The sequence below is a fragment of the Quadrisphaera setariae genome (genome assembly GCF_008041935.1).
Taxonomy (GTDB): Bacteria; Actinomycetota; Actinomycetes; order Actinomycetales; family Quadrisphaeraceae; genus Quadrisphaera; species Quadrisphaera setariae.
This window is the reverse complement of sequence record NZ_VKAC01000010.1, coordinates 1-23,931: the sequence shown is the minus strand read 5'-3', so window position 1 is coordinate 23,931 and position 23,931 is coordinate 1. Positions and strand designations below refer to the sequence as shown.

24 protein-coding genes are annotated in these 23,931 nt (G+C 75.9%); 5 read left to right on the top strand and 19 right to left on the bottom strand.

Features of this window, described 5'->3' with window-relative positions; all coding sequences use genetic code 11:
* Position 1: 1 nt before the first annotated feature.
* From FMM08_RS16175 to FMM08_RS16160, 4 genes are read right to left on the bottom strand one after another with little or no spacing between them, the layout of a single operon-like run.
* Positions 2-571 (bottom strand): GTP-binding protein, encoded by a 570-nt coding sequence (locus tag FMM08_RS16175; RefSeq protein ID WP_255472483.1) that lies wholly within the window; start codon positions 569-571, stop codon positions 2-4.
* Positions 572-575: 4 nt separating this feature from the next.
* Positions 576-1,016: a DUF742 domain-containing protein gene (locus FMM08_RS16170; RefSeq protein ID WP_147927428.1), complete on the bottom strand. Its 441-nt coding sequence runs from the start codon at positions 1,014-1,016 to the stop codon at positions 576-578.
* Between the two features lie 3 nt (positions 1,017-1,019).
* Positions 1,020-1,505, bottom strand: a complete 486-nt coding sequence (locus FMM08_RS16165) for a roadblock/LC7 domain-containing protein (RefSeq protein ID WP_147927427.1) — start codon at positions 1,503-1,505, stop codon at positions 1,020-1,022.
* Positions 1,502-4,954, bottom strand: coding sequence for an ATP-binding protein (locus FMM08_RS16160; RefSeq protein ID WP_187279797.1), 3,453 nt, complete (start codon positions 4,952-4,954; stop codon positions 1,502-1,504). The genes FMM08_RS16165 and FMM08_RS16160 overlap by 4 nt, the downstream gene beginning before the upstream one ends.
* A 133-nt stretch (positions 4,955-5,087) precedes the next feature.
* Between FMM08_RS16160 and FMM08_RS16155 the strand changes: the two genes are divergently transcribed.
* Genes FMM08_RS16155 through FMM08_RS16140 form a run of 4 tightly spaced genes read left to right on the top strand, consistent with a single transcriptional unit; the run spans position 5,088 to position 7,856 of the window.
* Positions 5,088-5,783, top strand: a complete 696-nt coding sequence (locus FMM08_RS16155) for an NTP transferase domain-containing protein (RefSeq protein WP_187279796.1) — start codon at positions 5,088-5,090, stop codon at positions 5,781-5,783.
* Between the two features lie 10 nt (positions 5,784-5,793).
* Positions 5,794-6,834: an NAD(P)H-quinone oxidoreductase gene (locus tag FMM08_RS16150; protein WP_147927424.1), complete on the top strand. Its 1,041-nt coding sequence runs from the start codon at positions 5,794-5,796 to the stop codon at positions 6,832-6,834.
* Positions 6,831-7,385, top strand: a complete 555-nt coding sequence (locus FMM08_RS16145) for a bacterial proteasome activator family protein (protein ID WP_147927423.1) — start codon at positions 6,831-6,833, stop codon at positions 7,383-7,385. The genes FMM08_RS16150 and FMM08_RS16145 overlap by 4 nt, the downstream gene beginning before the upstream one ends.
* 12 nt (positions 7,386-7,397) lie before the next feature.
* A complete protein-coding gene (locus tag FMM08_RS16140; RefSeq protein WP_147927422.1) occupies positions 7,398-7,856 on the top strand; it encodes a hypothetical protein in 459 nt (152 codons plus the stop codon).
* Between the two features lie 130 nt (positions 7,857-7,986).
* Here the strand turns inward: FMM08_RS16140 and FMM08_RS16135 are convergent, their stop codons facing one another.
* The 9 genes from FMM08_RS16135 to FMM08_RS16095 all read right to left on the bottom strand — a co-directional run bounded on the left by FMM08_RS16135 (position 7,987) and on the right by FMM08_RS16095 (position 17,275).
* Positions 7,987-8,796, bottom strand: a complete 810-nt coding sequence (locus FMM08_RS16135) for an HAD family hydrolase (protein ID WP_222710848.1) — start codon at positions 8,794-8,796, stop codon at positions 7,987-7,989.
* Positions 8,793-9,590 (bottom strand): HAD family hydrolase, encoded by a 798-nt coding sequence (locus tag FMM08_RS16130; protein ID WP_147927421.1) that lies wholly within the window; start codon positions 9,588-9,590, stop codon positions 8,793-8,795. The genes FMM08_RS16135 and FMM08_RS16130 overlap by 4 nt, the downstream gene beginning before the upstream one ends.
* 68 nt (positions 9,591-9,658) lie before the next feature.
* Positions 9,659-10,723, bottom strand: coding sequence for a LacI family DNA-binding transcriptional regulator (locus tag FMM08_RS16125; protein ID WP_147927420.1), 1,065 nt, complete (start codon positions 10,721-10,723; stop codon positions 9,659-9,661).
* A 77-nt stretch (positions 10,724-10,800) separates the two neighbouring features.
* Positions 10,801-12,333: a mannitol dehydrogenase family protein gene (locus tag FMM08_RS16120; protein ID WP_147927419.1), complete on the bottom strand. Its 1,533-nt coding sequence runs from the start codon at positions 12,331-12,333 to the stop codon at positions 10,801-10,803.
* 70 nt (positions 12,334-12,403) lie between these two features.
* On the bottom strand, positions 12,404-13,063 hold the full coding sequence (locus FMM08_RS16115) for a transaldolase family protein (protein WP_187279795.1): 660 nt from the start codon (positions 13,061-13,063) through the stop codon (positions 12,404-12,406).
* A gap of 72 nt (positions 13,064-13,135) precedes the next feature.
* A complete protein-coding gene (locus FMM08_RS16110; protein WP_147927417.1) occupies positions 13,136-13,939 on the bottom strand; it encodes an SDR family oxidoreductase in 804 nt (267 codons plus the stop codon).
* Positions 13,936-14,820 (bottom strand): carbohydrate ABC transporter permease, encoded by an 885-nt coding sequence (locus FMM08_RS16105; protein WP_147927416.1) that lies wholly within the window; start codon positions 14,818-14,820, stop codon positions 13,936-13,938. The genes FMM08_RS16110 and FMM08_RS16105 overlap by 4 nt, the downstream gene beginning before the upstream one ends.
* On the bottom strand, positions 14,817-15,794 hold the full coding sequence (locus FMM08_RS16100) for a carbohydrate ABC transporter permease (protein WP_255472479.1): 978 nt from the start codon (positions 15,792-15,794) through the stop codon (positions 14,817-14,819). Before FMM08_RS16100 ends, FMM08_RS16105 begins: the two co-directional genes overlap by 4 nt.
* A 107-nt stretch (positions 15,795-15,901) precedes the next feature.
* Positions 15,902-17,275, bottom strand: coding sequence for an ABC transporter substrate-binding protein (locus FMM08_RS16095; protein WP_147927560.1), 1,374 nt, complete (start codon positions 17,273-17,275; stop codon positions 15,902-15,904).
* Positions 17,276-17,592: 317 nt separating this feature from the next.
* Between FMM08_RS16095 and FMM08_RS16090 the strand changes: the two genes are divergently transcribed.
* Entirely contained in the window at positions 17,593-18,618 is a 1,026-nt protein-coding gene (locus FMM08_RS16090; protein WP_147927415.1) for a zinc-dependent alcohol dehydrogenase family protein, read from the top strand.
* Between the two features lie 16 nt (positions 18,619-18,634).
* On the opposite strand, the gene FMM08_RS16085 is transcribed toward FMM08_RS16090, so the two are convergent.
* The 6 genes from FMM08_RS16085 to FMM08_RS16060 are packed head-to-tail and all read right to left on the bottom strand — an operon-like array spanning position 18,635 to position 23,677.
* Positions 18,635-18,958 carry a ferredoxin gene (locus FMM08_RS16085; protein WP_147927414.1) on the bottom strand — a complete coding sequence of 108 codons (324 nt, stop codon included), beginning with the start codon at positions 18,956-18,958 and terminating at the stop codon, positions 18,635-18,637.
* A 7-nt stretch (positions 18,959-18,965) separates the two neighbouring features.
* Complete coding sequence (locus tag FMM08_RS16080) at positions 18,966-20,297, bottom strand: NADH-ubiquinone oxidoreductase-F iron-sulfur binding region domain-containing protein (RefSeq protein WP_147927413.1); 1,332 nt, start codon at positions 20,295-20,297, stop codon at positions 18,966-18,968.
* Entirely contained in the window at positions 20,294-20,983 is a 690-nt protein-coding gene (locus FMM08_RS16075) for a ferric reductase-like transmembrane domain-containing protein (protein ID WP_147927412.1), read from the bottom strand. The genes FMM08_RS16080 and FMM08_RS16075 overlap by 4 nt, the downstream gene beginning before the upstream one ends.
* Positions 20,980-22,119 (bottom strand): FAD:protein FMN transferase, encoded by a 1,140-nt coding sequence (locus FMM08_RS16070; protein ID WP_147927411.1) that lies wholly within the window; start codon positions 22,117-22,119, stop codon positions 20,980-20,982. Before FMM08_RS16070 ends, FMM08_RS16075 begins: the two co-directional genes overlap by 4 nt.
* On the bottom strand, positions 22,116-22,379 hold the full coding sequence (locus FMM08_RS16065) for a hypothetical protein (RefSeq protein WP_147927410.1): 264 nt from the start codon (positions 22,377-22,379) through the stop codon (positions 22,116-22,118). The genes FMM08_RS16070 and FMM08_RS16065 overlap by 4 nt, the downstream gene beginning before the upstream one ends.
* Positions 22,376-23,677 (bottom strand): dolichyl-phosphate beta-glucosyltransferase, encoded by a 1,302-nt coding sequence (locus tag FMM08_RS16060; RefSeq protein WP_147927409.1) that lies wholly within the window; start codon positions 23,675-23,677, stop codon positions 22,376-22,378. Before FMM08_RS16060 ends, FMM08_RS16065 begins: the two co-directional genes overlap by 4 nt.
* Between the last annotated feature and the right edge of the window lie 254 nt (positions 23,678-23,931).

Below are 23,931 nucleotides of genomic sequence, written 5' to 3'. Positions count from 1 at the left end.
CTCAGGCGGCGAGCTGCTGCACCGCCAGCTGCACCAGCGTCACGAGGGCCTGCTTGGTGGCGGGGCGCGCGCGGGCGTCGGTGTAGAGCACCGGCACGTGGTCGGGGACGGCGAGGGCCTCGCGGACGTCCTCCAGCTCGTGCCGGGCCACGCCGTCGAAGCAGTTGACGGCCACCACGAAGGGGATGCCGCGCTGCTCGAAGTAGTCGACGGCGGAGAAGCACTGCTCCAGGCGCTCGGTGTCGACCAGCACGACCGCGCCGATGGCGCCGCGGACGAGGTCGTCCCACATGAAGAGGAACCGGTCCTGGCCGGGCGTCCCGAACAGGTACAGCCAGAGGTTGCCCGGCAGCGCGATGCGGCCGAAGTCCATGGCCACCGTGGTGGTGGTCTTGCGGTCGCTGACGCCGCCGGCGTCGTCGACGCCTACCGAGTGCTCGGTCATGGCCGCCTCGGTGCTCAGCGGCTCGATGTCGGACAGCGACCCGATGAAGGTCGTCTTCCCCACCGCGAATCCGCCGGCGATGACGATCTTGACGGTGGTCGGTGCCTCGCCGCCGGTCTCGACCACGGTGTCAGAGGCTGCTGATGCCATCGAGGACGCTCTCCAGGACGCTGCGGGGGGACGAGGGCGCCCAGTCCCCCGCGCGGCCGGCGGCACCGCCGCGCGAGGCCCCGACGGGGGGCAGGACGGGGGCGTGGACCCGCACGGCGCCGGAACGCTGCAGGTCGGCGATGACCACCCGCGCCACGGGCACGGGGAGGCGGACGTGCGCGGACAGCTCGGCCACCGAGAGCCACCCGGAGGCGGTGAGCTCGAGGATGCTGCGGCACTCGCGGGTCATGCCCGTCGCGGGGGCCCCCAGCGCCTGCACGAGCGCCTCCAGCGGCAGCTCGGCGGCGCTCGGGGCGCGCCGGCCCCCGGCCACGGCGTAGGGACGGACGGTGGGGAGCTCCTCGCCGTCGTCGTGGTCGTCGAGCGCGTCCGCGCGACGACCGGCGTGGTCGCTGACCACCGCTCACCCCTCCCGGGGGGAGCGTCCGGGCCCGTCCACCGGGAGGGCGGCGCGCATCTCCGCCACCAGCTGCGGGGTCAGCGCGGCGTCGGCGCGGGAGACGAGCATCGCCATCTCGTAGCCGACCATGCCGACGTCGCAGGAGGCGTCGGCGACCACGGCGAGCACGGACCCGTCCGACACGCTCATGGTGAACAGGAACAGCTCGTCCATCTCGACGATGGCCTGGCGGACCTCGCCGCCGCGCAGCTGGCGGGCCGCGCCGCGCGTGAGGCTCGACATGCCCGCCACGATCGCGGAGAGCTGGTCCCCCTCGGTGCGGTCGAGGTCGGCGGACATCGCCATGAGCAGGCCGTCGGCGGAGACCGCCAGGGTGTTGCGAGCACCCGGCACGCGGCGGACGAAGTCGTCCAGGAGCCAGCTGAAGCCCGCGGCGGTCGTCTCCCCTCCCGCCGGCGCCTGGGTGCTCTGGCCGGTCTGAGCTGTCACCGCTCCTCCTTGGTCTGGGTGTCGCTCTGGGCGCCCGCGGGGGTGCGGCGGGCGCGGCTGACGCCGCTGGTGTAGCCCGCCAGCATGCTCCGGACCTCGGACGGCTCGCGGCGGCGGGGCGGGTGCTGGGCCACCGCGCTGCGGGGGGCCGAGGAGGACGGCGACGACGACGGTGCCCGCCTCGCCAGGGGCGCTGCGCCCGAGGCGTGCGCTGACGGTCGGTAGGGCTCCCGGGGGATGCGACCGGTCTCGAAGGAGGCCAGGGCCGGGGAGACGCCGGTGGCCGGCGGCATCGAGCGCAGCGGCCGCAGCGGGGCGCCCGGCTGGGCGAGCCACCCGGCGGCCCGGTCGGACCCGCCCTCCGCAGCTGCGGGTGCACCCGGCGAGCGGCGCGGCAGCGACGCCGCACCGGCCCCGGAGGCCGAGGACACCGGCGTGAACGGGGTCTCGTCGGCAGGGAGGACGAGACCGGCCGGCAGCTGCGTCGGGCCGGTGATCGGCCCCGTCACCACGGCGGTGGGTGCGGGCACCAGCGGCGGCGCCACGGGCGCCGGGGCGGGCCGGGACGCCGCGGGCTCGGGCAGCGGCGCCGCAGAGCGCGAGGGCGGGGTCTGCGGAGCGGGCGGCAGCACCGCTCGCTGCGGACCGGTCTTCGGTGCGGTGGCGCGCTGCGGGCCCGTGCGCGGGCCGCGCACGGCGGTCAGGCGACCGCTCGCCTCCAGCGCGCGCAGCTCGCGGCGCGTCATGGGGCGCACCTCGGCCGCCTCGGCCGCCTCGCTCTGCTCCGGGGCAGCCGGGGCGGGCTCGGCAGCCGGGACGGCGGGCAGCGAGCCGGTGGTGAGCCGCTGGAACAGACCGCGCCTGGGGGCGGCGTGACCGCCGCGGGAGCGCTCGACCTCGCGGGCCGGCAGAGCCGCGCCCCCGCTCGCCGGGGTGGTGGTGGGCGAGTACGGCTCCACGGCCTCCTCGAGCGCCGAGAGCGAGACCGCGGGCGCGACGGCGCGGGGCTCCGCGGCGCTCGACGCTGCGGCCGGCGCCGTCGCGGCCCCCGTGGGCGCGGCGGCCTCCAGCGGGGACCGGAGGGCGGTGAGGTCGATCTCGCGGGGGGCCTCCGGGGCGGTCCCGAGGTCCGAGCGGCGCGAGGTGAAGGTGCGGAACACCGCGCTGCGGCGGGCCACCGCCGGGTCGACCGGGGCGCCGGGCCGCTCCACGGCGCCTGCGGCCGCCGGCTTCGGCGCCGCGGCCGGTGCCGAGGACGCTGAGGACGCTGAGGACACGGGCGCGACCGCTGAGAGCTGCCCGGTGGCCGCGCGGGCCCTCTGCACGCCCTGGGCCGCCTGCGCCGCGCGCGGGGCGCGGCGCGGGAGGCCACCCGTCGTCGTCGCAGCGGCGGGTGCCTGCTCGGAGGCGGCGGCCGCCGCCTCCGCAGCGCGCGCGGCGACGGGCAGCGGGCCGGGCACCGCCGCGGCGGCCGTCTCGGGCAGGCGGACCGCCGGGAGCGCTCCGGTGGAGGTCGCCCGCACGGGCAGCGCGGGCTGGGACGCCCGGGTGCCGGGGTCGGCCGCCTGGACGGTCCCGGCGAACACCGACGCCGGCAGCGAGACGGCCACCACGGTGCCCCGGGCGGCCCCGGCGTGGACCTCCACCGTGGCGCCCAGGCGGCGCGCGATGCGGCCCACCACGAAGTAGCCGAGCTCGGAGGCGCCGACGGCCGCGCTCGCCGACGGGTCGGCCAGGCGGGCGGCCACCTCGGCGCGCTGGGCGGGGGTCATGCCGATGCCCTCGTCGGTCACGGTCAGCAGCACGCCCCAGGGCGACGGCGACGTCGCCACGCGCACGCGGGTGGAGGGGTCGGAGGAGCGGGTGGCGTTCTCGAGCAGCTCCGCCAGCAGGTGCGCGGCGGGCAGCGCGAGGTGGCCCAGCACGGCCGGGTCCGCACCGAGCGCGAGGTCGACCCGGCGGTAGTCCTCGATCTCGCTGGACGCGGTGCGGACCACGTCCGACAGCGGCATCGGGGCGCGCAGGCGGCGCCCGCTGTCGATGCCGGCGAGCACCAGCAGCGACTCGGCGTTGCGCCGCATGCGGGTGGCGAGGTGGTCGAGGGTGAAGAGGTCCTCGAGGGTCTGGGGGTCCTCCTCAGCGCGCTCGAGGCCGTCGATGAACGCCAGCTGCCGGTTGAGCAGGGCCTGGTCGCGGCGGGCCACGGTGACGAAGGTGCTCGCGATGGAGGAGCGCAGCGCCGCCTGCTCCCGGGCCACCTGAACCGTCGTGGCGTTCACCTCGTTGAAGGCCGTGGCCAGGCGGCCGACCTCGTCGCGACCCCGCACCGGGATCGGCTCGAGCTCGGCCTCGGGCGCGGCGCCGTCGGCGCTGTCGGTGCCGTCCCCGGAGTGAGCGGCCTCCACGAGGCGGGGCAGGCGCTCGCGCACGTCGCCCGCGGCGCGGGTGAGCGCCCGCAGCGGCTCGGTGATGCCGCGGGCGATGAGCAGCGCGATGAGCAGCGGCACGAGGACGGCGGCGAGCGCCCCCGCGGTCACGGCGATCGCCGTGGTGCGGGCGCTGTCGGCCTGCTGGGTCACGGCGTCCAGGCTCGCGGCGGACAGCGCCTGCGCGGAGGGGCCCAGGGCGGCGATCTCCGAGTTCAGCGCGGAGCGCCAGGACTCGACCGACGGCAGGGCGAAGCCGGCGCCCGGGTCCGCCTCCACGGCGGTGCGCAGCTGGACGAACGCCACGCTGGGCTGGGGGATCTGCACACCGGCGCTGCGGGCGAGGCGCACGGCCTCGCTGCGGTTGGTGGAGATCTGCGCGGTCAGGCCCAGCAGGCTGGACCGCTCCGCCGTGCTGATGCCGATGCTCGTGGTGAGGGCGCGCGTGCCGACGTCGCGCTCGTCCGCGAGCAGGCCGATCTGCTGCTGGACCGCGCTGGCGGCCCGCAGGGCGTCGGCGCCGGCAGGGTCGGCGTCCTCCGCGAGCGCGCCGGGCAGCTCGCTCTGCGCGCCGATGGCCGTCTCGTAGGTGGCGGAGACGAAGGTGGGGCTCTGCTGGCCCTGGTCGACGAGGGCCCGGACGTCGCGCACCTGGCCGGCGGTGGCGAGCGCCGCGGCCACGGCTCGGCCGGGCTCCTCGCCGAGGCGGCCCGTGTCGACCTGCTGCAGGGCGCGGGTGGAGCGCTCGAGCAGGGCGTCGGTGGCGGAGCGGGCCTGGGAGAGGTCGGTGGAGGCCGCGGCGTCTCCGCCGAGCACCCTCGTGGACGCGGTGCGCTCGGTGTCGAGGGCGGCGACCAGGGCGGGGACGTCCCGCGCGGCCTGCACGGCGCCTCGCAGCGCGGCGGCGTCGCGCGCGGCGGCGAAGCCGTTCCAGGAGAAGACGGCCGCTGCCGCCACGAGCACCAGGACCGGCACCGCCAGGACGGCCAGGATCCGGGACCTGATGCTGAGGTTGCGGACCATGTCCACCTTCCGAGGTGCGTGCTCACGTCGAGTGGACCCGTCACCCGACCGGCGCACTCCGGGGCACATCCTCCCCCAGGTCTGGCGCTGCGTCGACGGGCCGACCGAGGGCGGCCCGCGGGAGGATCCCCGGGTGTCCGCCCCCACGCGCCCGCCAGCACCCGCGTGGGGGGTGGTCGTGCCGGCCGGTGGGCGGGGTTCCCGCCTGGGCGGCGTCGACAAGCCGGCGCTCGACCTGGGGGGCCGTGGCCTGCTCGAACACCTGCTGGACGGCCTGCCCGCCGGGGTGCCGGTGGCGCTGGTGGGGCCGCCGCGCCCGCTGGCGCTGGAGGTGGACCGGCCGGTGCTGCGGTGCCGCGAGGAGCCCCCGGGCGGCGGGCCCGCGGCGGCGCTGGCGGCGGGGGTCGCCACCCTCCTCGCCGGCGCCGTCCCGGCGGCCCGCGGGGACGGGCTCGCCCAGGACGGGCTCGACGTCGTCGTCGTCCTGCCGGGTGACGCCCCGCACGCCGCGGCGGCGGTGCCGGCGCTGCTGTCCGCCCTGTCCCGGAGCCCGGGGGCCGAGGCGGCGGTGGCGGTGGACGCGGGCGGCCGGCGGCAGGTGCTCGTGGCGGCGCACCGCGCCGGCGCGCTGGCCGGTCGCGTCGCGGAGCTGGGTCGCGAGCAGGGGCTGGCCGGGCTGCCGGCCGCCCGTCTGCTGCCCCCCGCGGACCGCCTCGTGGAGGTGGCCGTGGACGCGGACCTGCTCGCCGACGTCGACTCCCCCGGGGACCTCGAGCGGCTCGAGCACCTCCACCGCCTCCGCAGGGCGCGCGGGGCCGGGCCTGCGTAGGGTCGGCGAGGTGCGTGCCGTGCTGGTCCGATCCCCCGGGGGCCCGGAGGCGCTGGAGCTGGCCGAGGTGCCGGACCCGGAGCCGGGTCCCGGCGAGGTGCTGCTCGACGTGGTCGCCTCCGGGGTGAACCGCGCCGACCTCATGCAGCGCGAGGGGAAGTACCCGCCGCCTCCCGGAGCCAGCGACGTGCTCGGGCTGGAGGTCTCCGGCCGCGTCGCCGCGCTCGGCGCGGGCGTCGAGGACGCGACCGAGCTGCGCGTCGGCGACGCGGCCTGCGCGCTGCTGGCCGGGGGCGGCTACGCCGAGCGCGTGGCGGTGCCGGTGGGGCAGGTCATGCCGGTGCCCGCCGGGCTGGACCTCGTGGACGCGGCGGCGCTGCCCGAGGTGGCCGCCACCGTCTGGTCGACGGTGTTCATGAGCGCGGGGCTGCGACCGGGCGAGGTGCTCCTCGTGCACGGCGGCGCGAGCGGCGTCGGCACGATGGCCGTGCAGCTGGCCCGCCAGGCCGGGGCCGTGGTGGCGGTGACCGCGGGCAGCGAGCGCAAGCTGCGCGCCTGCGCCGACCTCGGCGCGACCGTGCTGGTCGACTACTCCCGCCAGGACTTCGTCGAGGAGGTGCGCTCGGCCACCGGCGGCCGCGGCGCGGACGTGGTGCTCGACGTGGTCGGCGGTCCCTACCTGGAGCGCAACCTGCAGGTGCTGGCCACCGGCGGGCGGCTCGTGCAGGTGGGGATGCAGGGCGGGCGGCGCGGCGAGGTGGACCTCGGCCTGCTGACGTCCAAGCGCCTGTCGCTGCTGGGCGCCACGCTGCGCGCGCGGCCCGTGGACGGACCCGACGGCAAGGCGGCGATCTGCGCGAGCGTGGTGGAGCACGTGTGGCCGCTGGTCGCCGAGGGCACCGTGCGGCCCGTGGTCTCCGAGCGGGTGGCCGTGCCCGCCGGGACGACGTCCGCCCAGGCCGCGGGTGCCGTGCGCAGGGCCCACGCCGACCTCGAGGCGGGCGCGCACGTGGGGAAGGTCTTGCTGGTGTGGGAGAGGAGCGTCGCGTGAGCGAGCAGCTGAGTGGTCAGGGTGGTCAGCGGGAGCAGTCGGACCCCGTGGTGGTGGTGTCCGGGACGGCCCTGACGGCGGGCGGGGAGGACTCCGACGCCGCCCGCGCGGTCGGCAGCGTGGAGCAGCCGGCCAAGGTCATGCGCATCGGCAGCATGGTGCGCCAGCTGCTCGAGGAGGTGCGGGGCGCGCCGCTGGACGACGCCGGGCGCGCACGGCTGGCCCAGGTGCACGAGCGCTCCCTCGCCGAGCTGGAGGACGGGCTGAGCCCGGAGCTGGTGGCCGAGCTGCGCCGCATCACGCTGCCGTTCGGCGAGGGCGAGACGCCCAGCGACGCGGAGCTGCGCATCGCCCAGGCGCAGCTGGTCGGATGGCTGGAGGGGCTGTTCCACGGCATCCAGACGGCGCTCGTGGCGCAGCAGGTGGCGGCGCGCTCGCAGCTGGAGCAGATGCGCCGCGCCCTGCCGCCGGGCCAGGGCGGGGCGGGGGGTCCGGGCGGGCTGGGCGGCACCGGTCAGCCCGGGCAGGGCTCCACCGGCCAGTACCTGTAGCCGGCCGACCGGGTGGTGCCTCCCCACCGGCGGTGGCGCGACGTCCTCGCGCGCCGCTCCCCCGACGACCTCGAGCTGGGCGAGGGCGGTGTGTGGCGGCGCCTGCACGACAGGTTCCGCCGCGCCGTCGACAGGTACCACCAGCTGCTGGAGGGCGTTCCCGAAGGGCCCCTGCGCGGCGCGCTGGAGCTGTGCGGCGCGCGCCTGGCGGTGTGCCTGGACGAGGTGCGCGCCGCCTGCGCCGCCGAGCAGGCGACCTCGCCGAGCACGGGGCTGGAGGTGCCCGGGGGTGCGGCGGGCGAGCACCACGCGCGCCTGTCGCGGGCGGCCACGCTCGCGGCGCAGGCCGCGGAGGCGGTGACGATGGCGCGCGTGCGCGCTCGCACCGACCCGTCGGTGCTGGCCGACGCCTCCGGCGCCGAGGCGGCCGACCGGGCCGTGGCGCAGGTGGAGGCCCTCGTCAGGGCGTGACCGCCCCTAGCGCACTTTCCGCGGCAAGTGCGCCACCGAGGCCCCTCCTTCTTGCACTTTCCGCGGCAAGTGCGCCAATGGCGGCGTGCATGTCGCACTTTCCGCGGCAAGTGCGGGGAGGGGAGGCGGGTCAGGCGGTGGCGAGCAGGCGCTCGAGGACCTGCGCCACGCCGTCCTCGTCGCACGGGGGTGCCACCGCGGAGGCGGCGGTGAGCACGTCGGGGTGTCCGCCGCCGACGGCGTAGGAGTGACCCGCCCAGCGCAGCATCGGGACGTCGTTGGGCATGTCGCCGAACGCGGCGACGTCGGCGGCGTCGACGCCGAGGCCGGCGGCCAGCTCGGCGAGCGCGCTCGCCTTGCTGACGCCGCGGGCGGAGACCTCGACGAGGCCGTCCATGCCGGAGTGCGTGGGCTCGACGAGGTGCCCGGCGGCGCGCTGGACGACGTCGAGGAGCACGTCCGAGGGGGTCGTGTCCTCGCGGAGCAGCAGCTTCACCACGCCGGGGTCGTCGGAGAGCAGCTCGGGCAGCTCGCCCACCACGGCCGTGCGGAGGGCGTCGTAGCGGGGCACGTAGGCCGGCTCGTGCCGGAACCCCGCGAGGGTCTCCAGCGCGGCGGAGACGCCGGGGAGCTCGCGACGGACCGCTGTCACGGTCTCCAGCACCGCCGCCGGAGGAACCGTGCGGGAGCTCAGCACCGAGCTCGTGGCGAGGTCGAAGGTGATCGCGCCGTTGGCGCAGACGACCACCACCGGCCCGAAGAGGTCGGCCAGGTCCACCACCCAGCGCGGCGGCCTGCCGGTCACGGCGACGACGTGCACGCCGGCCTCGCGGCAGGCGTCGAAGGCGGCGCGGGTGCGGACGGAGACGGTGCCGTCGGTGCGGACGACCGTGCCGTCGAGGTCGGTGGCGACGAGCCTCACACCCGCTGGCACGCTCACGAGGCGGCCCGCACGAGCAGGCCCTCGAGGACGTCCGCGAGCCCGTCGTCGTCGACCCCGGCGGTGACCTCGTCCGCGGCCTCGCGGACCTCGGCCGGCCCCTGCCCCATGGCCACGCCGCGAGCGGCCCAGCGGAGCATCTCGACGTCGTTGCGGCCGTCACCGACGGCCAGGGTGGCCGAGCGCGGCACGCCGAGGCGCACCCGCACCGGCTCCAGCGCGCTGGCCTTGGTGACGCCGAGGGGCGCCAGGTCGAGCCAGGCGGTCCAGCCGACGGCGTAGTTCACCCCGTGCAGGCCCACGCGGCCCACCAGCTCCACGAAGTCGGCGGTGGTGTGCTCGGGGCTGCGCACCACCACGCGCGTGGCGCGCTGCCCGGACAGCTGGGCGAACTCCACCGCGCGCAGGGCGCCGTCGAGCTCACCCTCCGGGAAGGCACCGGCCACCAGGACCCCGCCGTCGGCCACCTCCACGGCGAAGGCCGCGTCGGGCAGCTCGCGGTGCAGCAGCTCCAGGGCGTCGGCCGGGTCGAAGGTGACCACGTCGACCAGCTCGTGCCCGCCCGGCAGCGCCGGGTCGAGGCGTGCGGTGACGGCGCCGTTGCTGCACACCACGTAGCCGGCGCCGAGACCGAGCGCGTCGAGGACGGGCTGGGTCGAGGCCAGGGAGCGGCCGGTGGCCACCACCACGTGGTGGCCGGCGGCGGCGACGGCGCGGACGGCGTCGCGCACGCGGTCCGACAGGCCGAGGTCGTGGTCGACGATCGTCCCGTCCACGTCCAGGGCCACGAGCACGTCGCCACCCTACGAGGCCGCGTGCGGCCGGGCTCAGCGCGGCGCGCGCAGCCGCGGATCGGCGCGGATCAGCGCGGCGCGCGCGGGGGGAGCTCGCCGGAGCCGCGGACGATGAGCTGCAGCGGCACCTGCTCGTGCACCGGAGGGCGCCGGTCGCCGTCGATGCGCGCGAAGAGCAGCTCGGCGGCGCGGGCCCCCATCCCCTCGACGTCCTGTTCGAGCACGGTCAGCGGCGGGTTGAACGCGTCGGCGCCGGCGAGGTCGTCGACGGCGGCGAAGGCGAGGTCGCGCAGCCCCAGCCGGGTCATGGCGGAGGCCAGGCCCATGGTGACGCGGGCGACGCCGGACAGGACCGCGGTGATGCCGCCCCCGGGCGCGGCGGGGTCCGCGTGCTCCCGGAGCAGGTCGACGGCGCGCTCGGTGGTCTCGCTGGGCAGGTAGCCCAGCCACGCGGAGACCGGTTCGAGCCCCGCCTCGCGCATGGCGGCCTCGTAGCCGCGCCGGCGCAGCTGGACGGTGGTCGCCGCCGGGCCGGAGCCGACGAAGAGGACGCGCCGGTGCCCGCGGGCGAGCAGGTGCTCGGTGAGCAGCCGGCCAGCCCCCTCGTTGTCGATGCCCACCGTGTCGGAGTGGCTGCTCGCGCTCGGCGCGTCCACCTGCACCACCGGCAGCTCGGCCGCGAGCTCGGCGAGGTACCCCTCCGGGGCGCCGGCGGTGCCGGTGGCCACGACGAGCCCCGCGACGCTGCGGGACAGCAGCGGCTCGACGGCCTCCTCCTCCGACCGCCCGGACCCGGCGCACGTGATGACCACGCCGTACCCCCGCTCGTGGGCGGCCTGCTCGACCTGCGCCACGATGCGGCCGAAGAAGGGGATGGTGAAGTCCTCCAGCGCCACGCCGATGGCGGTGTCCTTGCCGCGGCGCAGGGTGCGGGCCTGCCGGTTGACGGAGTACCCGAGCTCCCGGGCGGCCCGGCGGACCCGCTCGGCGAGCTCGTCGGTGACCCCGGCGCCGCCGTGGAGCACGCGGGAGACCGTGGAGGCGCTGGTCCCGGCCGCCGCGGCGACGTCGACGAGCGTGGCGCGCCCTGCGCGCGGCGGCGCGGGCGGGGCGCTCGGTCCCGGGTCTGCCATGGGGTCACCCTTCCGGACGACCGTCCCGCTCCCACCAGCGGGTTCGGCGTCCGCACCCGGTCTGCCTCACGACGGCCTCACGACGGCTCGCCCCGCTGCAGGCGCTGCAGGGTCGCCCGGGCGCCGTGCTCGTGCAGCCCGCGCAGCGCGTCGAGGTACGCGGCGGTGAAGCGCTCGTCGTCGGCGAGGTCGCCGAACAGCTCGCGGTCCCTGACGAAGGCCAGCGGGTCCCCGCCCTCGGCACCGTCCCCGCCGAGCTGCCGCTGAGCCGCCTCCTGCACCCGCTCGCGGCGGCGGTCGACCACGGTGATCGGCTCGCCGTGCTCGTCGACACCCTCGGCGTACCGCGCCCAGCTCGCGACGACGGCCGCCGCGCGGTGCACGTCGCGCCCGGCGGCGAGGTTGGCCCGCACCACCGGCACCAGCCACTTGGGGATGCGGTCGGAGCTCTCCGCGGCCAGCCGCGCGGTGGTGTCGCGCACGTGGGGGTTGCCGAACCGCTCCTCGAGGGTGTCCTTGTACTCCTCCAGGTCCACACCGGGCACGGGTGCGAGCGTGGGGGTGGCCTCGGCGTCCATGTACGCCCTCACGAACGGCTTCAGGTCGGGGTCGGTGGCGGCGCCGTCGACCAGCTCGTGGTCGAGCAGGCGCCCGAAGTAGGCCAGCGCCTGGTGGCTGGCGTTGAGCAGCCGCAGCTTCATGAGCTCGTACGGCTCGACGTCGGGCACCACCTGCACGCCGACCTCCTCCAGCGGGGGGCGGCCGGCGCCGAAGGCGTCCTCGAGGGCCCACTGGGTGAACGGCTCGCACACCACCGGCCAGGAGTCGGCCACGCCGAACTCCCGCTCGACCAGCGCGACGTCGTCACCGGTGGTGGCCGGGGTGATGCGGTCGACCATGGAGTTCGGGAACCGCACGTGCTCGCGCACCCACTCCCCCAGGGCCTCCTCGCGCAGTTCCGCGAAGGCCGCGAAGGCCGTCTGCGCCAGGTGCCCGTTGCCCTGGAGGTTGTCGCAGCTCATCACCGTGAACGGGTCCAGGCCGCGCTCCCGGCGGCGCACGAGGGCCTCCACCACGAGGCCGAAGACGGTGGTGAGCTTCCCGGCGTCGGGGCCGGCGGCGGCGTCAGCGGCCACCGCGGGGGTGTCGGTGACGAACTCGCCGGTGATGTCGTCGAGGTTGTAGCCGCCCTCGGTCACGGTCAGCGAGACGATCCGCGTGGTGGGCGCCGCGAGCTTCTCGACCACGGCCTCAGGGTCGTCGGGGGCGAAGAGGTACTCGACCACCGAGCCGATGACGCGCGGCTCGAGAGAGCCGTCGGGGTGCTTGAGCACCAGCGTGTAGAGGCGGTCCTGGGCTGCCATGGTGTCGCGCATGCGGGCGTCCCCGGGGAGCACGCCCACGCCGCAGATGCCGTAGTCCTTGGCGGCCTCGAAGTCCTCGGCGAGCAGCCGGTCGAGGTACGCCGCCTGGTGCGCGCGGTGGAAGCCGCCCACCCCGAAGTGCACGACGCCGGCGGTGACGGCCGACCTGTCGTAGCCGGGCACCGGGACGCGCGTGCCGATCTCGGGGAGGTTCTGGGCGTTCAGCGCGGTGGCGTTCTCGGGCATCGGTGCCTCCGGGGGCGGTGCGTGGCGGTGCAGGTGGCGGTGGGGTGGGGTGGCGGGCTGCGCCAGCGCGTCAGCGGGCAGCCTCGTGGAAGCGCCGGTCGGCGTCCAGGGTCTGCGGGTGGGTGAAGAGCTGCTCGGCGAGGGCGGTGCCCAGGGTGGCGGCGGGGACCCCCGCGGCGGCCAGCGCCCCGACGGCGGCCAGGCTGCGCAGGCTCGCCGCGAGGACCTCGCAGCTGCCGCCGGCGCCGGCGGAGCCGCCCGCGGTGGACAGGGCGCGGTGCATGGCGACGACGACGTCGACGGCCCTGCTCTCGTCGTCGTCGACCTTGCTGACGTACGGGGCCACCCAGCGCGCGCCGGCTGCTCCCGCCAGCACCGCGTGGGCGACGGTGTGCGCCGCGGTGAGGAGGGTCGGCACGCCCTCGGCGGCGAGCTGCGCGCAGGCCGTGGTCCCGGCGAGCGTGGCGGGCAGCTTGACCACCACGCGCTCGCTGAGCGCCGCCAGCTGGTGCCCGCGCCCGGCCAGCTCCTCGGCGGTGGAGCCCCAGGTCTGCAGGAAGACCACCTGGGCGCCGTGGGCGACGGCCCAGTCGTGGACCGCGGGGATGTCGCCGCTCCCGAGGCCGGCCCGCTGGAGGATCACCGGGTTGGTGGTGATGCCGCGGAAGGCGCCGGTGGCGAGCAGGGGCACCGCGGCGGCGCGGTCTGCGGTGTCGAGGTAGAGCTGCACGGTCTTCTCACGGTCCTCGCGGTCGGGGCGGGCTGCCGGGGCTGGGCTGGTGGTGGTGGTGGTGCACAGGGTTCAGGAGAACCACATGCCGCCGTCCACCACCACCGACTGCCCCGTGATGTACGCGGAGTCGGGCGAGGCGAGGAAGGAGACCACCCCCGCGACGTCGTCGGGCGTCTGGAGCCGCCCGAGCGCGATCTGGCCGGTCATGGCGGCCATCGACGAGCCCCTCTCGGCGCCGGTGCGCTGGGCCAGCGAGGCGTCGATGCCGTCCCACATGGGGGTCTGCACCACGCCGGGGCTGTAGCAGTTGGCGGTGATCTGGTGCTCGGCGAGCTCGAGGGCGACGGCCTGGGTGAGCCCGCGGACGGCGAACTTCGAGGCGGAGTAGGCGCTCTGCCAGCGGCCCGCCCGGTGGGCGGCCACGGAGGCGGCGCCGATGAGCCGCCCGCCGCGCCCCTGGTCGATCATGATGCGGGCCCCGGAGCGGTAGCAGCTGGCCACGCCGCGCACGTTGACGGCCAGGGTGGTGTCCCACTGCTGCGCGGTGGTCTCCAGCAGCGGGGCCGTCACGGCGATCCCTGCGTTGGCGACGACGACGTCGAGCCCGCCGAACGCCTCCGCGTGGGCCTGGAACGCCCGCTCGACGTCGTCCTGGTCGGTGACGTCGACGTGGTCGGAGCGCACGGGCTGCGCGCCGGTCCCCCCGGAGGCGCGCAGCCCGTCCTCCACCCCGCGCAGCGCGTCGGCGCTGCGCGGGAGGTCCAGCAGGGTGACGGCGAACCCGTCGGCGCTCAGGCGGGCGGCGACCGCCCGCCCGATGCCCCCGGCGGCGCCGGTGACGACGGCGGAGCGCAGCGGGTCGGCCCCGCTCACTTCACCGCGCCGAGGGAGAGGCCCTGCACCAGCTTGTCCTGGGCGGCGAAGCCCGCGGCGAGCACCGGCAGGGAGATGACGACGGCGGCCGCGCACACCTGGGCCAGGAACAGGCCCTGGCTGGTGGCGAAGCTCGTGAGGAACACCGGGGAGGTGCTCGCCACGGTGGAGGTGAGCGTGCGGGCGAGCAGCAGCTCGTTCCAGCTGAAGATGAAGCAGATCAGCGAGGTGGCGGCGATGCCGGGCAGGGCCACGGGCGCCACCACCGAGCGCAGCATGGTGATGAGCCCGGCGCCGTCGAGCTGGGCGGCCTCCATCATCTCCACGGGCACCTCGGCCAGGAAGCTGCGCATCATCCACACCGCGATCGGCAGGTTCATCGAGGTGTAGAGCAGCACCAGGAAGCTGATGTTGTCGAGCAGCCCGGTGGCGTTGGCGAACAGGTAGAGCGGCAGCAGCCCGGCCACGATCGGCAGGAACTTGGTGGAGAGGAAGAAGAACAGGACGTCGGTCCACTTCTGGACCGGCTTGATGCTCAGGGCGTAGGCCGCGGGGACCGCCAGCACCAGCACCAGCAGCGTGGAGACCACCGACGCCGTGAGGGAGTTGATGAGCGGCGGCCAGGGCTGGCCCGCGAAGAACGAGCGGTACCCGTCGAGGGTGAGCGGGGCGAGCACCGACGGCGGGTTGGTGGCGGCGTCGGTCTCGGAGTGGAACGACGTCAGCAGCATGAAGAGCACGGGCGCCGCGAAGAGCAGTCCGACCGCCCACGCGGCGATCCCCCAGGCGGGGTGCCCGCCCTGCTCGGGCGTGCGCCGCTTCTTGCGGGCCGGGCCCTTGAACGAGGTGGCGGCGACGGCGGGGTTCGTGTGGGTGCTCATCGGCCGGTCTCCTCGTCGAACAGGCTGGACACGGTGCGCAGCGCGAACGTGGCGATGATGATCGTGCCGATCACCACGACCACGCCCTGCGCGGAGGCCAGGCCGTAGTTCTGCTGCTGGAAGAACGTCGCGTAGATCGTGTACGGCAGGTTCGCGGTGCCGAGGGCGCCGGCGGTGATGATGAAGACGGAGTCGAAGGCCTGCACGATGTAGATCGACCCGAGCAGGCCGCCCAGCTCCAGGTAGCGGCGCAGGTGCGGGAACGTGATGTAGCGGAAGATCTGCCAGTTCCCGGCGCCGTCCATGCGGGCCGCCTCGACGACGTCACCGGGCTTCGACTGCAGGCCGGCCAGCAGGATCAGCATCATGAACGGCGTCCACTGCCAGATGAGCGACAGCTCGATCGAGAGCAGCGGGTAGTCGGTGAGCCAGGCGGGCTGCGGCGGGCTGTCGGAGCCGAACAGCGCCCAGACCCACGTCAGCACGCCGTTGAGCAGGCCGTAGCCGGAGTTGAGGATGCCGTGCTTCCACAGCAGCGCGGAGGCCACGGGGACGACGAGGAACGGCGCGATCATCATCGTGCGGACCGCTCCGCGGCCGATGAACTTGCGGTCCAGCAGCAGGGCGATCGCGGTGCCGAGGACCAGGCTGGCGATGACGACGGTGGCCGTCAGCAGGATCGTGGTGAGCACCGCGCCGCGGATGGCCGGGTTGGTGAAGACCTGGACGTAGTTGTCGAACCCGGTGAAGCCGCGCTGGTCGGGCCGCAGGGCCCGGTAGTCCATGAACGAGATGACGATGGTGGCGAGGAACGGCAGCTGCGTGGCGGCGATGGTGAAGACGAGCGCCGGCAGCAGCGGGATCCGGCGGCGCCGGGCCTCGCGCCTGTCGCGGGCCGCCTGCCCCTGGGGGGCCTGGTAGGTGGTGCGCTGCTCCGGCGTCAGCTCCGACGCCGCAGGTGTGGCTGTGGTCACGGGAGTCCTTCTTCCGCCGGGTGGGCGTCCCCGCCGCCCGCCGTCCTCACCCCGGAGGGCAGGAGGAGGACGGACGGCGGGGTGCGCTCACCACCGGATGGGTGGGCCTACTTGTTGGCGTCGGCCGCGGCCTGCGCCAGGGGCTGTCCGGTGTCGAGGGCCTGCTGGACGGTCTGCTGCCCGGCGATCGCCGCGCTCACGCCCTGGGAGACCTGCGTGGCCATGCCGGCGAACTCGGGGATGGCGACGAACTGGATGCCCGGCGCCGGACGGGGCTGCACGCCCGGGTTGTTGGGGTCGGCCGCGTTGATGGCCGCCTCGGTGGCCTGGTAGAACGCCTGCGCCGACGCCTGGTAGTCGGCGTTCTGGTACGTCGAGGAGCGCTTGCCGGCCGGGACGTTGGACCAGCCGATCTGCTGGCCGACCAGCTGCTCGTACTCCTTGCTGGTGGCCCAGGAGATGAACTTCCAGGCGGCGTCCTTCTTCTGGGAGGACTCCTGCGTGGCGAAGGCCCAGCTGTACAGCCAGCCGGAGGAGGCGGTCTCCTTCACCGGGGCTGCGACGTAGCCCATCTTCCCCTTGACCGGCGAGCTGTCCGCCTCGAGCGAGCCGGCGGCCGACGTCGCGTCGTACCACATGGCCACGCCGCCCTGGGTCATGGCGTTGAGGCACTCCGTGAACCCGGCGTTGGCGGCGTCGGGCTCGCCGTGCTGCTGCACGAGGTTGACGTAGAAGTTGGTCGCCTCGACGAACGGCGGGGCGTTGACCTGGGCGTTCCAGTCCTTGTCGAACCAGGTGCCGCCGAAGGTGTTGACCACCGTGGTGAGGGGGGCGAAGACCTGGCCCCAGCCGGCCTGGCCGCGCAGGCAGATGCCGCGCATCCCGCCCTGGCCCTCGTCGGCCTGGGCCGCGAGCTGGGCGACCTGGTCCCAGGTGGGGTTGGCGGGCATGGTCAGGCCCTTGGCCTCGAAGACGTCCTTGCGGTACATGAGGAACGAGCTCTCGCCGTAGAAGGGCTCGGCGTACTGCGAGCCGTCGGCGCCCTTGAGGCCGTCGGCGATGGGCCCGAGGATGTCGTCCTGGTCGTAGGCGGAGTCCGCGGCGATGTTCTCGTCGAGGTTGGCGATCCACTTGTTGGCCGAGAAGAACGGCACCTCGTAGTTGGAGATCGTGGCGACGTCGTACTGGCCGGACTGCTGGGAGAAGTCGGTCTGGATGGTGTCGCGGGCGTCGTTCTCGGGCAGCACCTTGTAGTTGACCGTGATGCCGGTCTCCTTGGTGAAGTTGTCCGCCGTCAGCTTCTGCAGGTCGACCATCTGCGGGTTGTTGACCATCACCACGTTGATGGAGTCTGCGTCACCGCCCCCGGTGCCGCCGCTGCCGCTGCCCCCTCCGCCGCCGGCTCCGGCGCACCCCGCTGTCAGGACGGCGAGGCCCGCGGCGGCGGCGATGGAGGCGAGGACACGTCGTCGTGCTGCCATGGTGGAGACCTTCTTCCTCGGAGGTGACCGGGCACCGGCGGCGCCGGCGTCGAGCGTTCTGGCGGCGCGGGCCCTGCGGGGTCGCGCCATGGGGAGCGGCGGAGAGCCGCGTCCGGGTGTCGGGACGGGCCGCGGAGGGGCTGTCCCTTGACGTCGTCGTCGTGGTGGCTGAGAGTCTGCCGATAGTCTGCAAACGTTGTCAACCGACGATCGGTAACGAAGCAGTCACGGGGCGCTGCTCCCCTGGCGAGCTTCGGGGTGTGCTCCCATGGGGCCGTCGACGACGACCGGAACCACCACGAGCGAAGGAGCCACAGGTGCGCGCAGCGTTCTTGCCGGGAGGCAGCCGGGTCGAGCTGAGGGAGGTCCCCGACCCCACCCCCGGTCACGGCCAGGTGCTGCTGGCCACCAAGGCCTCCACCATCTGCGGCTCGGACCTGCGGGCCATCTACCGCGAGCACCTCGGCGAAGGCCCGGAGGCCTACCAGGGCGTGGTCGGCGGCCACGAGCCCGCTGGCCAGGTCATCGCCGTCGGCTCCGGCGTGGAGCGCATCCGGGTCGGAGACCGCGTCGTCGTCTATCACATCTCCGGGTGCGGGCAGTGCGACGAGTGCCGCCGCGGCTACCAGATCTCCTGCACCGGCGCCGGACGCGCCGCCTACGGCTGGCAGCGCGACGGCGGCCACGCCGACCACCTGCTCGCCGAGGAGCGCGACCTGCTGGTCCTGCCGGAGTCGCTGACCTACCTGGACGGCGCGGTGGTGGCGTGCGGGTTCGGCACCGCCTACGAGGCCCTGTGCCGGGTGGACGTCTCCGGACGCGACCGGGTGCTCATCACCGGCCTGGGACCGGTCGGCGCCGCGATCGGGCTGCTGGCCAAGAAGATGGGCTCACCCCTGGTGGTGGGCACCGACCCCTCCCCGCAGCGCCGGGCGCTGGCGCTGGCGCTGGGCGCCGTCGACCACGCGGTGGCCGGTTCCGACGAAGAGCTGGACGCGCTGCTGGGTGATGGCGCTGAGGTGGCGGTGGACGCCTCCGGCAACGGCCGGGGCCAGCTGACCGCGCTGCGCCACACCCGCCGCTGGGGCCGTGCGGCGCTGGTGGGTGAGGGCGGTCAGCTGAGCGTGGACGTCTCGGAGGTGCTCATCCACCGCCAGCTGACGGTGCACGGGTCGTGGGTCACCTCCACGGGGCGGATGAGCGAGCTGCTGGTCAACCTGGCTCGGTGGGACCTGCACCCGCAGGTGCTGGTCTCCGACACCTTCCCCCTCGCCGAGGCCGCCAGGGCCTACGAGGTCGCCGACGCCGCCACCGGCGGCAAGGTCGGCATCACCTGGCCGTGACAGCGCGCGGACGCCGTCAACCGGGACGGCGGGCGGTCGACGAGCCGTCGGTCGGAGGACGCAGGGACAGCGCCATGCGCGGGCACTCCGCCACGGCCAGCCGGGCCGCTCTCCGCAGCGACCGCGGGACGGCGGGAGCGACCTCGCCCGTGGTCGAGACCGGGTAGCCCCAGTCGTCCTCGGCGAGCAGCTCGCCCAGCAGCTCGGTGCACAGGCCCCGGCCGTCGCAGCGGGTCCAGTCGACGTGCACCCGCTCCACGCCGTCGACGCCTTGGCCGCGCTCGGCCTCGGCCCGGGTGGTCAGCTGCACGGGGACCTGCGCCGTCGTCGTCCTGCTCATCTCGCGCTCACCGCTCCTCCTGGGCCAGGCAGCGCCCTGCGAGGTGCGCCTGGACGTCGTCGGCGAAGGTCATGAGGGTGCTGCGCACCAGCCGCACCGACCCGCTGGGGTGGTGGCAGGCGCCGCGCCCCTCCACCAGGCCGGCCACGCGGTGCAGCTCGGACACCCGACGCGCCAGCCCCTCGCGGCTGTGCGGCCGTGTCGGCTGCCGCGCGCCGGCGTCGGCCAGCGCCACCAGGTGCTCGGCCAGCGTCGGCAGGCCGTTGACGCACGGCCCGCACTGGCCGGCGGTCTGCCCCGCCAGGTAGCGGGCCACCTCGGCGCCGGCCCGCAGCCCGCAGGCGCGCGCGGGCAGGGCGATGACCACCCCGGCGCCGGGGTCCGCGCCCCAGGGCGCCAGCGCAGCGCGCGCGTGCGGCAGGTGAGCGGCGTGAGGGGCACGGTCGCCGTAGGGCACCCAGCCGCCGTGGTAGCCGCCCACCAGCAGGGCTGACAGCGGTTCGGACGGTCCGCCCGCCAGCTCCAGGAGCTCGCTGAGCGGCGCTCCGCCGGCCACCTCGGCGACCCGCGGCGAGCGGACGGCGCCGCTGACGGTGACGAGGCGCGTACCCGGCTCGTCATCGGCGCCGACCGACCGGAACCAGCCAGCGCCGTGGCGGGCGAGCAGGGCCAGGTGCGCGAGCGTCTCGACGTTCACGACCAGGGTGGGACGCCCGGGGCGCTGGGCCGTGCCGGATCCGACGAGCCGCGGCGGCGGCCACGGCGTGCGCGGCAGGGCCGGACCGCCGGCCACGGCGGAGGCGACGGCCGAGGACTGGCCGGCCACGAAGCGGTCGGGGGCCGAGGTCCCCTCCACCACCACCTCGTCGACGGCGAGCCGTTCGGCCAGCACGGGCGCGAGGCTGAGCAGGACCTCCGCGGGGGCGTACAGGTGGGCGCTGACACCTCCGGCCGCTCCCCCTGCGGCGCGGACCGCCAGCGCCAGCCCGTCCAGTACCAGGTGGGGTGCGTGGGCGAGCAGGGCGTGGTCCTTGCTGCTGGCCGGCTCCCCCTCGGCCCCGTTGGCGACGACGACGGGCGGCCGTCCCCGGCGCGCTGCTTCCGCCAGGGAGGCGAGCTTGCGACCGGTGGGGAAGGCAGCCCCTCCGCGCCCGGTCAGGCCCGCCTCGTGGACCAGCTCCACCAGGCGCTGGCCGGTCAGCTCCGACGCCGCCGGCAGCGGTCCGACGAGGGCGAGGTGGCCGGCCAGGTCGCGGGCCGCGCTCGCCATGAGGCGGGTGCTCCCCGCCGGCGCGGTCACCGGTGAGGGGGACGGCGCAGGTGCGGCCAGCGCGCTCATCGCCGACCTCCCGCACCGACGGTCTCGCGGGCGACGGGCTCGTGGCCGGCGCCCCGGGACGCTCCGGACAGACCGCCGGACAGCCCCGACAGGCCGCCGGGGAGGTCGGCGGCCCGGGAGGTGCCGGCCACCGCCGCGGCGCTCGGCAGCGCCACCCGGCGCGGCAGCAGCCGCAGCACCACCGCACCGCCCACCGCGGCGGTGCACGCCACGACCACAGCGGTCATCCACCAGGTGCCCGCGTCGGTGCCGGTGCCGAGGGTGTGGAGCACCGCGCTCGGCCAGCACAGGTAGGCCGCCCAGTGCACCGCACGCCAGGTGCGGTGGCCCAGGCGGTGGCGCAGCAGGCTCGTCACCACGAGCGCAGCCACCAGGTCGAGGGTGAGGGTGCCGAGCCCCAGCCAGAACGGGTTCCACGCGCCGAGGAACGGCACGACGACGTCGACCAGCTGGAGCTGGGCGTAGGGGTCGACGAGCATCGTCGCCACGTGGACGACGAGGAACGCCAGCGCCGACAGGCCCAGCCAGCGGTGCACGGCGGCGACAGCAGCGCGCGAGAGGCCGGGGGCGGCCTCACCGCGGCGCACGAGGACCCCGGCCACCACGACGGCGGTGAAGAGCACGAGCGCGGAGACGCCGGTGCCGCGTCCGAGGTACCACGCGGCGTCGACGAGGGTCTCGCTCACCGGGGCTCCCCCTCCGCGGCTACCAGCGCGGACGTCTGCACGGACGTCTGCCACGACGCCTGCGCGGACGTCTCCTCGGAGGGCCAGGGGCCGACGAGCACGACGTCGCCGTCGTCCCCGACCAGCCGCGCGGTGGCCCCCTGCCGCTGCAGCCAGGCGGGCGCGAGGGCGCCGAGCACGAGGGCCGCGGTGCTCAGCGCGTTCGCCTCCGCGCACGACGGGGCGACCACGGAGGCGGTCCGCCAGACCGGGTCGGCCGGCAGCCCGGTCGCGGGGTCGAGCACGTGGTGCGCGGGCCCGTGCGCGGTGGTCCAGCGGCGGTGGAGCGTGGACGAGGTCGCCACGCCGCGCACGCCGCCGAGCGCGAGGCGGCTGCGGGGCTCCCCGTCGCCGTCCTGCACGTCGACCTGCCAGCCCCCGTCGGGCTCTCGGCCGGCGGTCGCGACATCTCCGCCCAGGCTGACGAGCGCTCCCCCGCCGAAGCGCTCGACCACGGCGGCGGCGCACAGGTCGGCGGTGCGGGCCTTGGCGGTGGCGCCCAGGTCGAGCAGCACCCCGGCCGGCAGCCACAGCAGCGCACCGCCGCCAGGCGTGCTGTCGGGGAGGACCACGACGTGGCGCCAGGCCGCTGACGGGCGCGGAAGCGCCGCGGGGTCGGCGCTCGCGGTGGCGCGCACGGGGCGGACGGGCACCGGCGCCTCGCCCACCGGTCGGGTCGCGGGAGCACGGGTCGGGCGGGCGCGCACGGCGTCGAGGTCGTCGTCGTAGCCGAGCTGCGCCAGAAGGCCGCCCAGGGTCGGGTCGACCGCGCCGCCGGTGCGCTCGGCGGCGTCGAGGGCCACCGCGACCAGGTCGGCCAGCAGGGCGCTGACGCGCACCGGGACCCCGGCCTCGGAGGCCCGGGAGGCACCGACCACCTCCGAGTCGGGGCGGAAGCGGCTGGCGGCGGCGTCGACGGCGGCCAGCCGCTCCTCCACGAAGGCGCGCGCGGCGGGCAGGACGGCGGGGTCGGTGACGACGAGCCGAGCCGTCGTCGTCCACACCGACCACTCGACGGCCGTCGGGCGGGTGGCGGTCCGCCGGGTCCGGGTGGTCTTCCGGGTGGAGGCCCTGCGGGTCAGGACGGCGGTGCTCATGACCCGCTCGACCCGCTGTCCGCAGTGGTGCCCGAGCTCCCGGAGGAGACCCAGCCCTGGTTCGAGCTGCTCGTGCTGCTGGAGCTGCCCCCGCTGGTCGTCGTGCCGGTGGTGCTGGTCGTGCTGGCAGCGGCCTCGGTGCTGGAGGTCTCAGCCGCCGCCACCCCGGCGATGGTGGCGGCGCCGAGCAGCGCCGCTCCGGTCGCCGCGGCGACGACGAGGCCCGCCCACCGCCTGCTCGTCTCGCGCTGGCCGATCATCGTGAGGTCTCCTCTCGGGTGGTGCTGGTCGCGGTGGCCGGTGAGGTGGTGGCGCCGGGGAACACCCACCGGCGCAGGAGCAGGAAGCGCATCGCGGTGGCCGCTGCGTTGGCCGCCACCAGCACGGTGATCTCGACGGCGCGCGACGGGTCCGCGAGCGCGTGCAGCGCCGCGAGGGCTCCCGAGGTCAGTCCGAGCGCGGCGGCGAAGACCACCAGCCCCTGCGCGTGCTCGCGCAGGAGGCCACCGGTCCCGGTGACCCCGAAGGTCAGCCGGCGGTTGGCGGCGGTGTTGGCCAGGGCGGTGAGCAGCAGCGCGACGAGGTTGGCCGCCTGCGGCCCGACGACGCCGCGCAGCAGCAGGTAGAGCCCCAGGTAGGCCAGGGTGCTGGCCACCCCGACCGCCCCGAAGCGCACCACCTGCCCGAGCAGGCCCCGCGGCACACCGGGCACGGTCGGCTCCAGCGGGGCGCGGCCGAGCTGGGCGCGCAGCGCCGCCAGGGGCAGGGCGCCGGTGGCGAACGCCCGGGCCAGCCGGAGGATGCCGCGCACGTCGTCGGTGGCGGTGCGGAGGATGTCGACGCTGCTGTCCGGGTCGTCCACCCAGTCCACCGGCACCTCGGCGATGCGGGCGCCGGCGCGCTCGGCCAGCACCAGCAGCTCGGTGTCGAAGAACCAGCCGGTGTCCTCCACCAGCGGCAGCAGCTGCTCGGCGACGTCCTTGCGGATGGCCTTGAAGCCGCACTGCGCGTCGCTGAAGCGGGCGCCCAGGCTGCGGCGCAGCAGCACGTTGTAGGAGCGGGAGATCAGCTCGCGCTTGGGGCCGCGGACCACGCGGGAGCCCCGGGCCAGTCGGGAGCCGATCGCGATGTCGGAGTGCCCGGAGATGAGCGGGGCCACGAGCGGCAGGAGCGCGGCGAGGTCGGTGGACAGGTCGACGTCCATGTACACGAGGACCGGGGCGTCCGAGGCCGACCACACGGCCTTCAGCGCCCGGCCGCGTCCCTTGGCGGGGAGGTGGACCGCCACCACCTCCGCGATCGCGGCCTGCAGGGTGTCGGCGACCGCGGCCGTGGCGTCGGTGCTGGCGTTGTCGGCGATGGTGATGCGGAAGGGGTACGGCAGCGCCCGGGTCAGGTGGGCGTGCAGGCGGCGCACGCACGGCTCGAGGTCGTCCTCCTCGTTGAACACGGGGACGACGACGTCGAGCAGCGGCCGGCCCGGCTCGGCCACGAGGAGCCCGCGCTCGGTCCGCAGGGAGGGGCCGGGCGCCGAGCCGTCCAGCAGGAACGTCGTCATGCAGTGAGGTTCGGTCCGGCACCTCTCGCACGGTTGCGCCGGTGCTGTGCCCCACCTATGACCACTCCCACCTCTGTGATCATGGACGCTGCGAACAGTCACGTCCCGTGAAGTGGTGTAGATCCCGGAGTCGCTCCCGGTGATCAACGCGGTCGTCTTCGTTGACGACGGCGTAGCGATCAAGTTGAACGGTCACCGCGCGATGTCAGTGAGACCTGCCTAGGGAACTCACCGAAGGACACCACGCGATGACC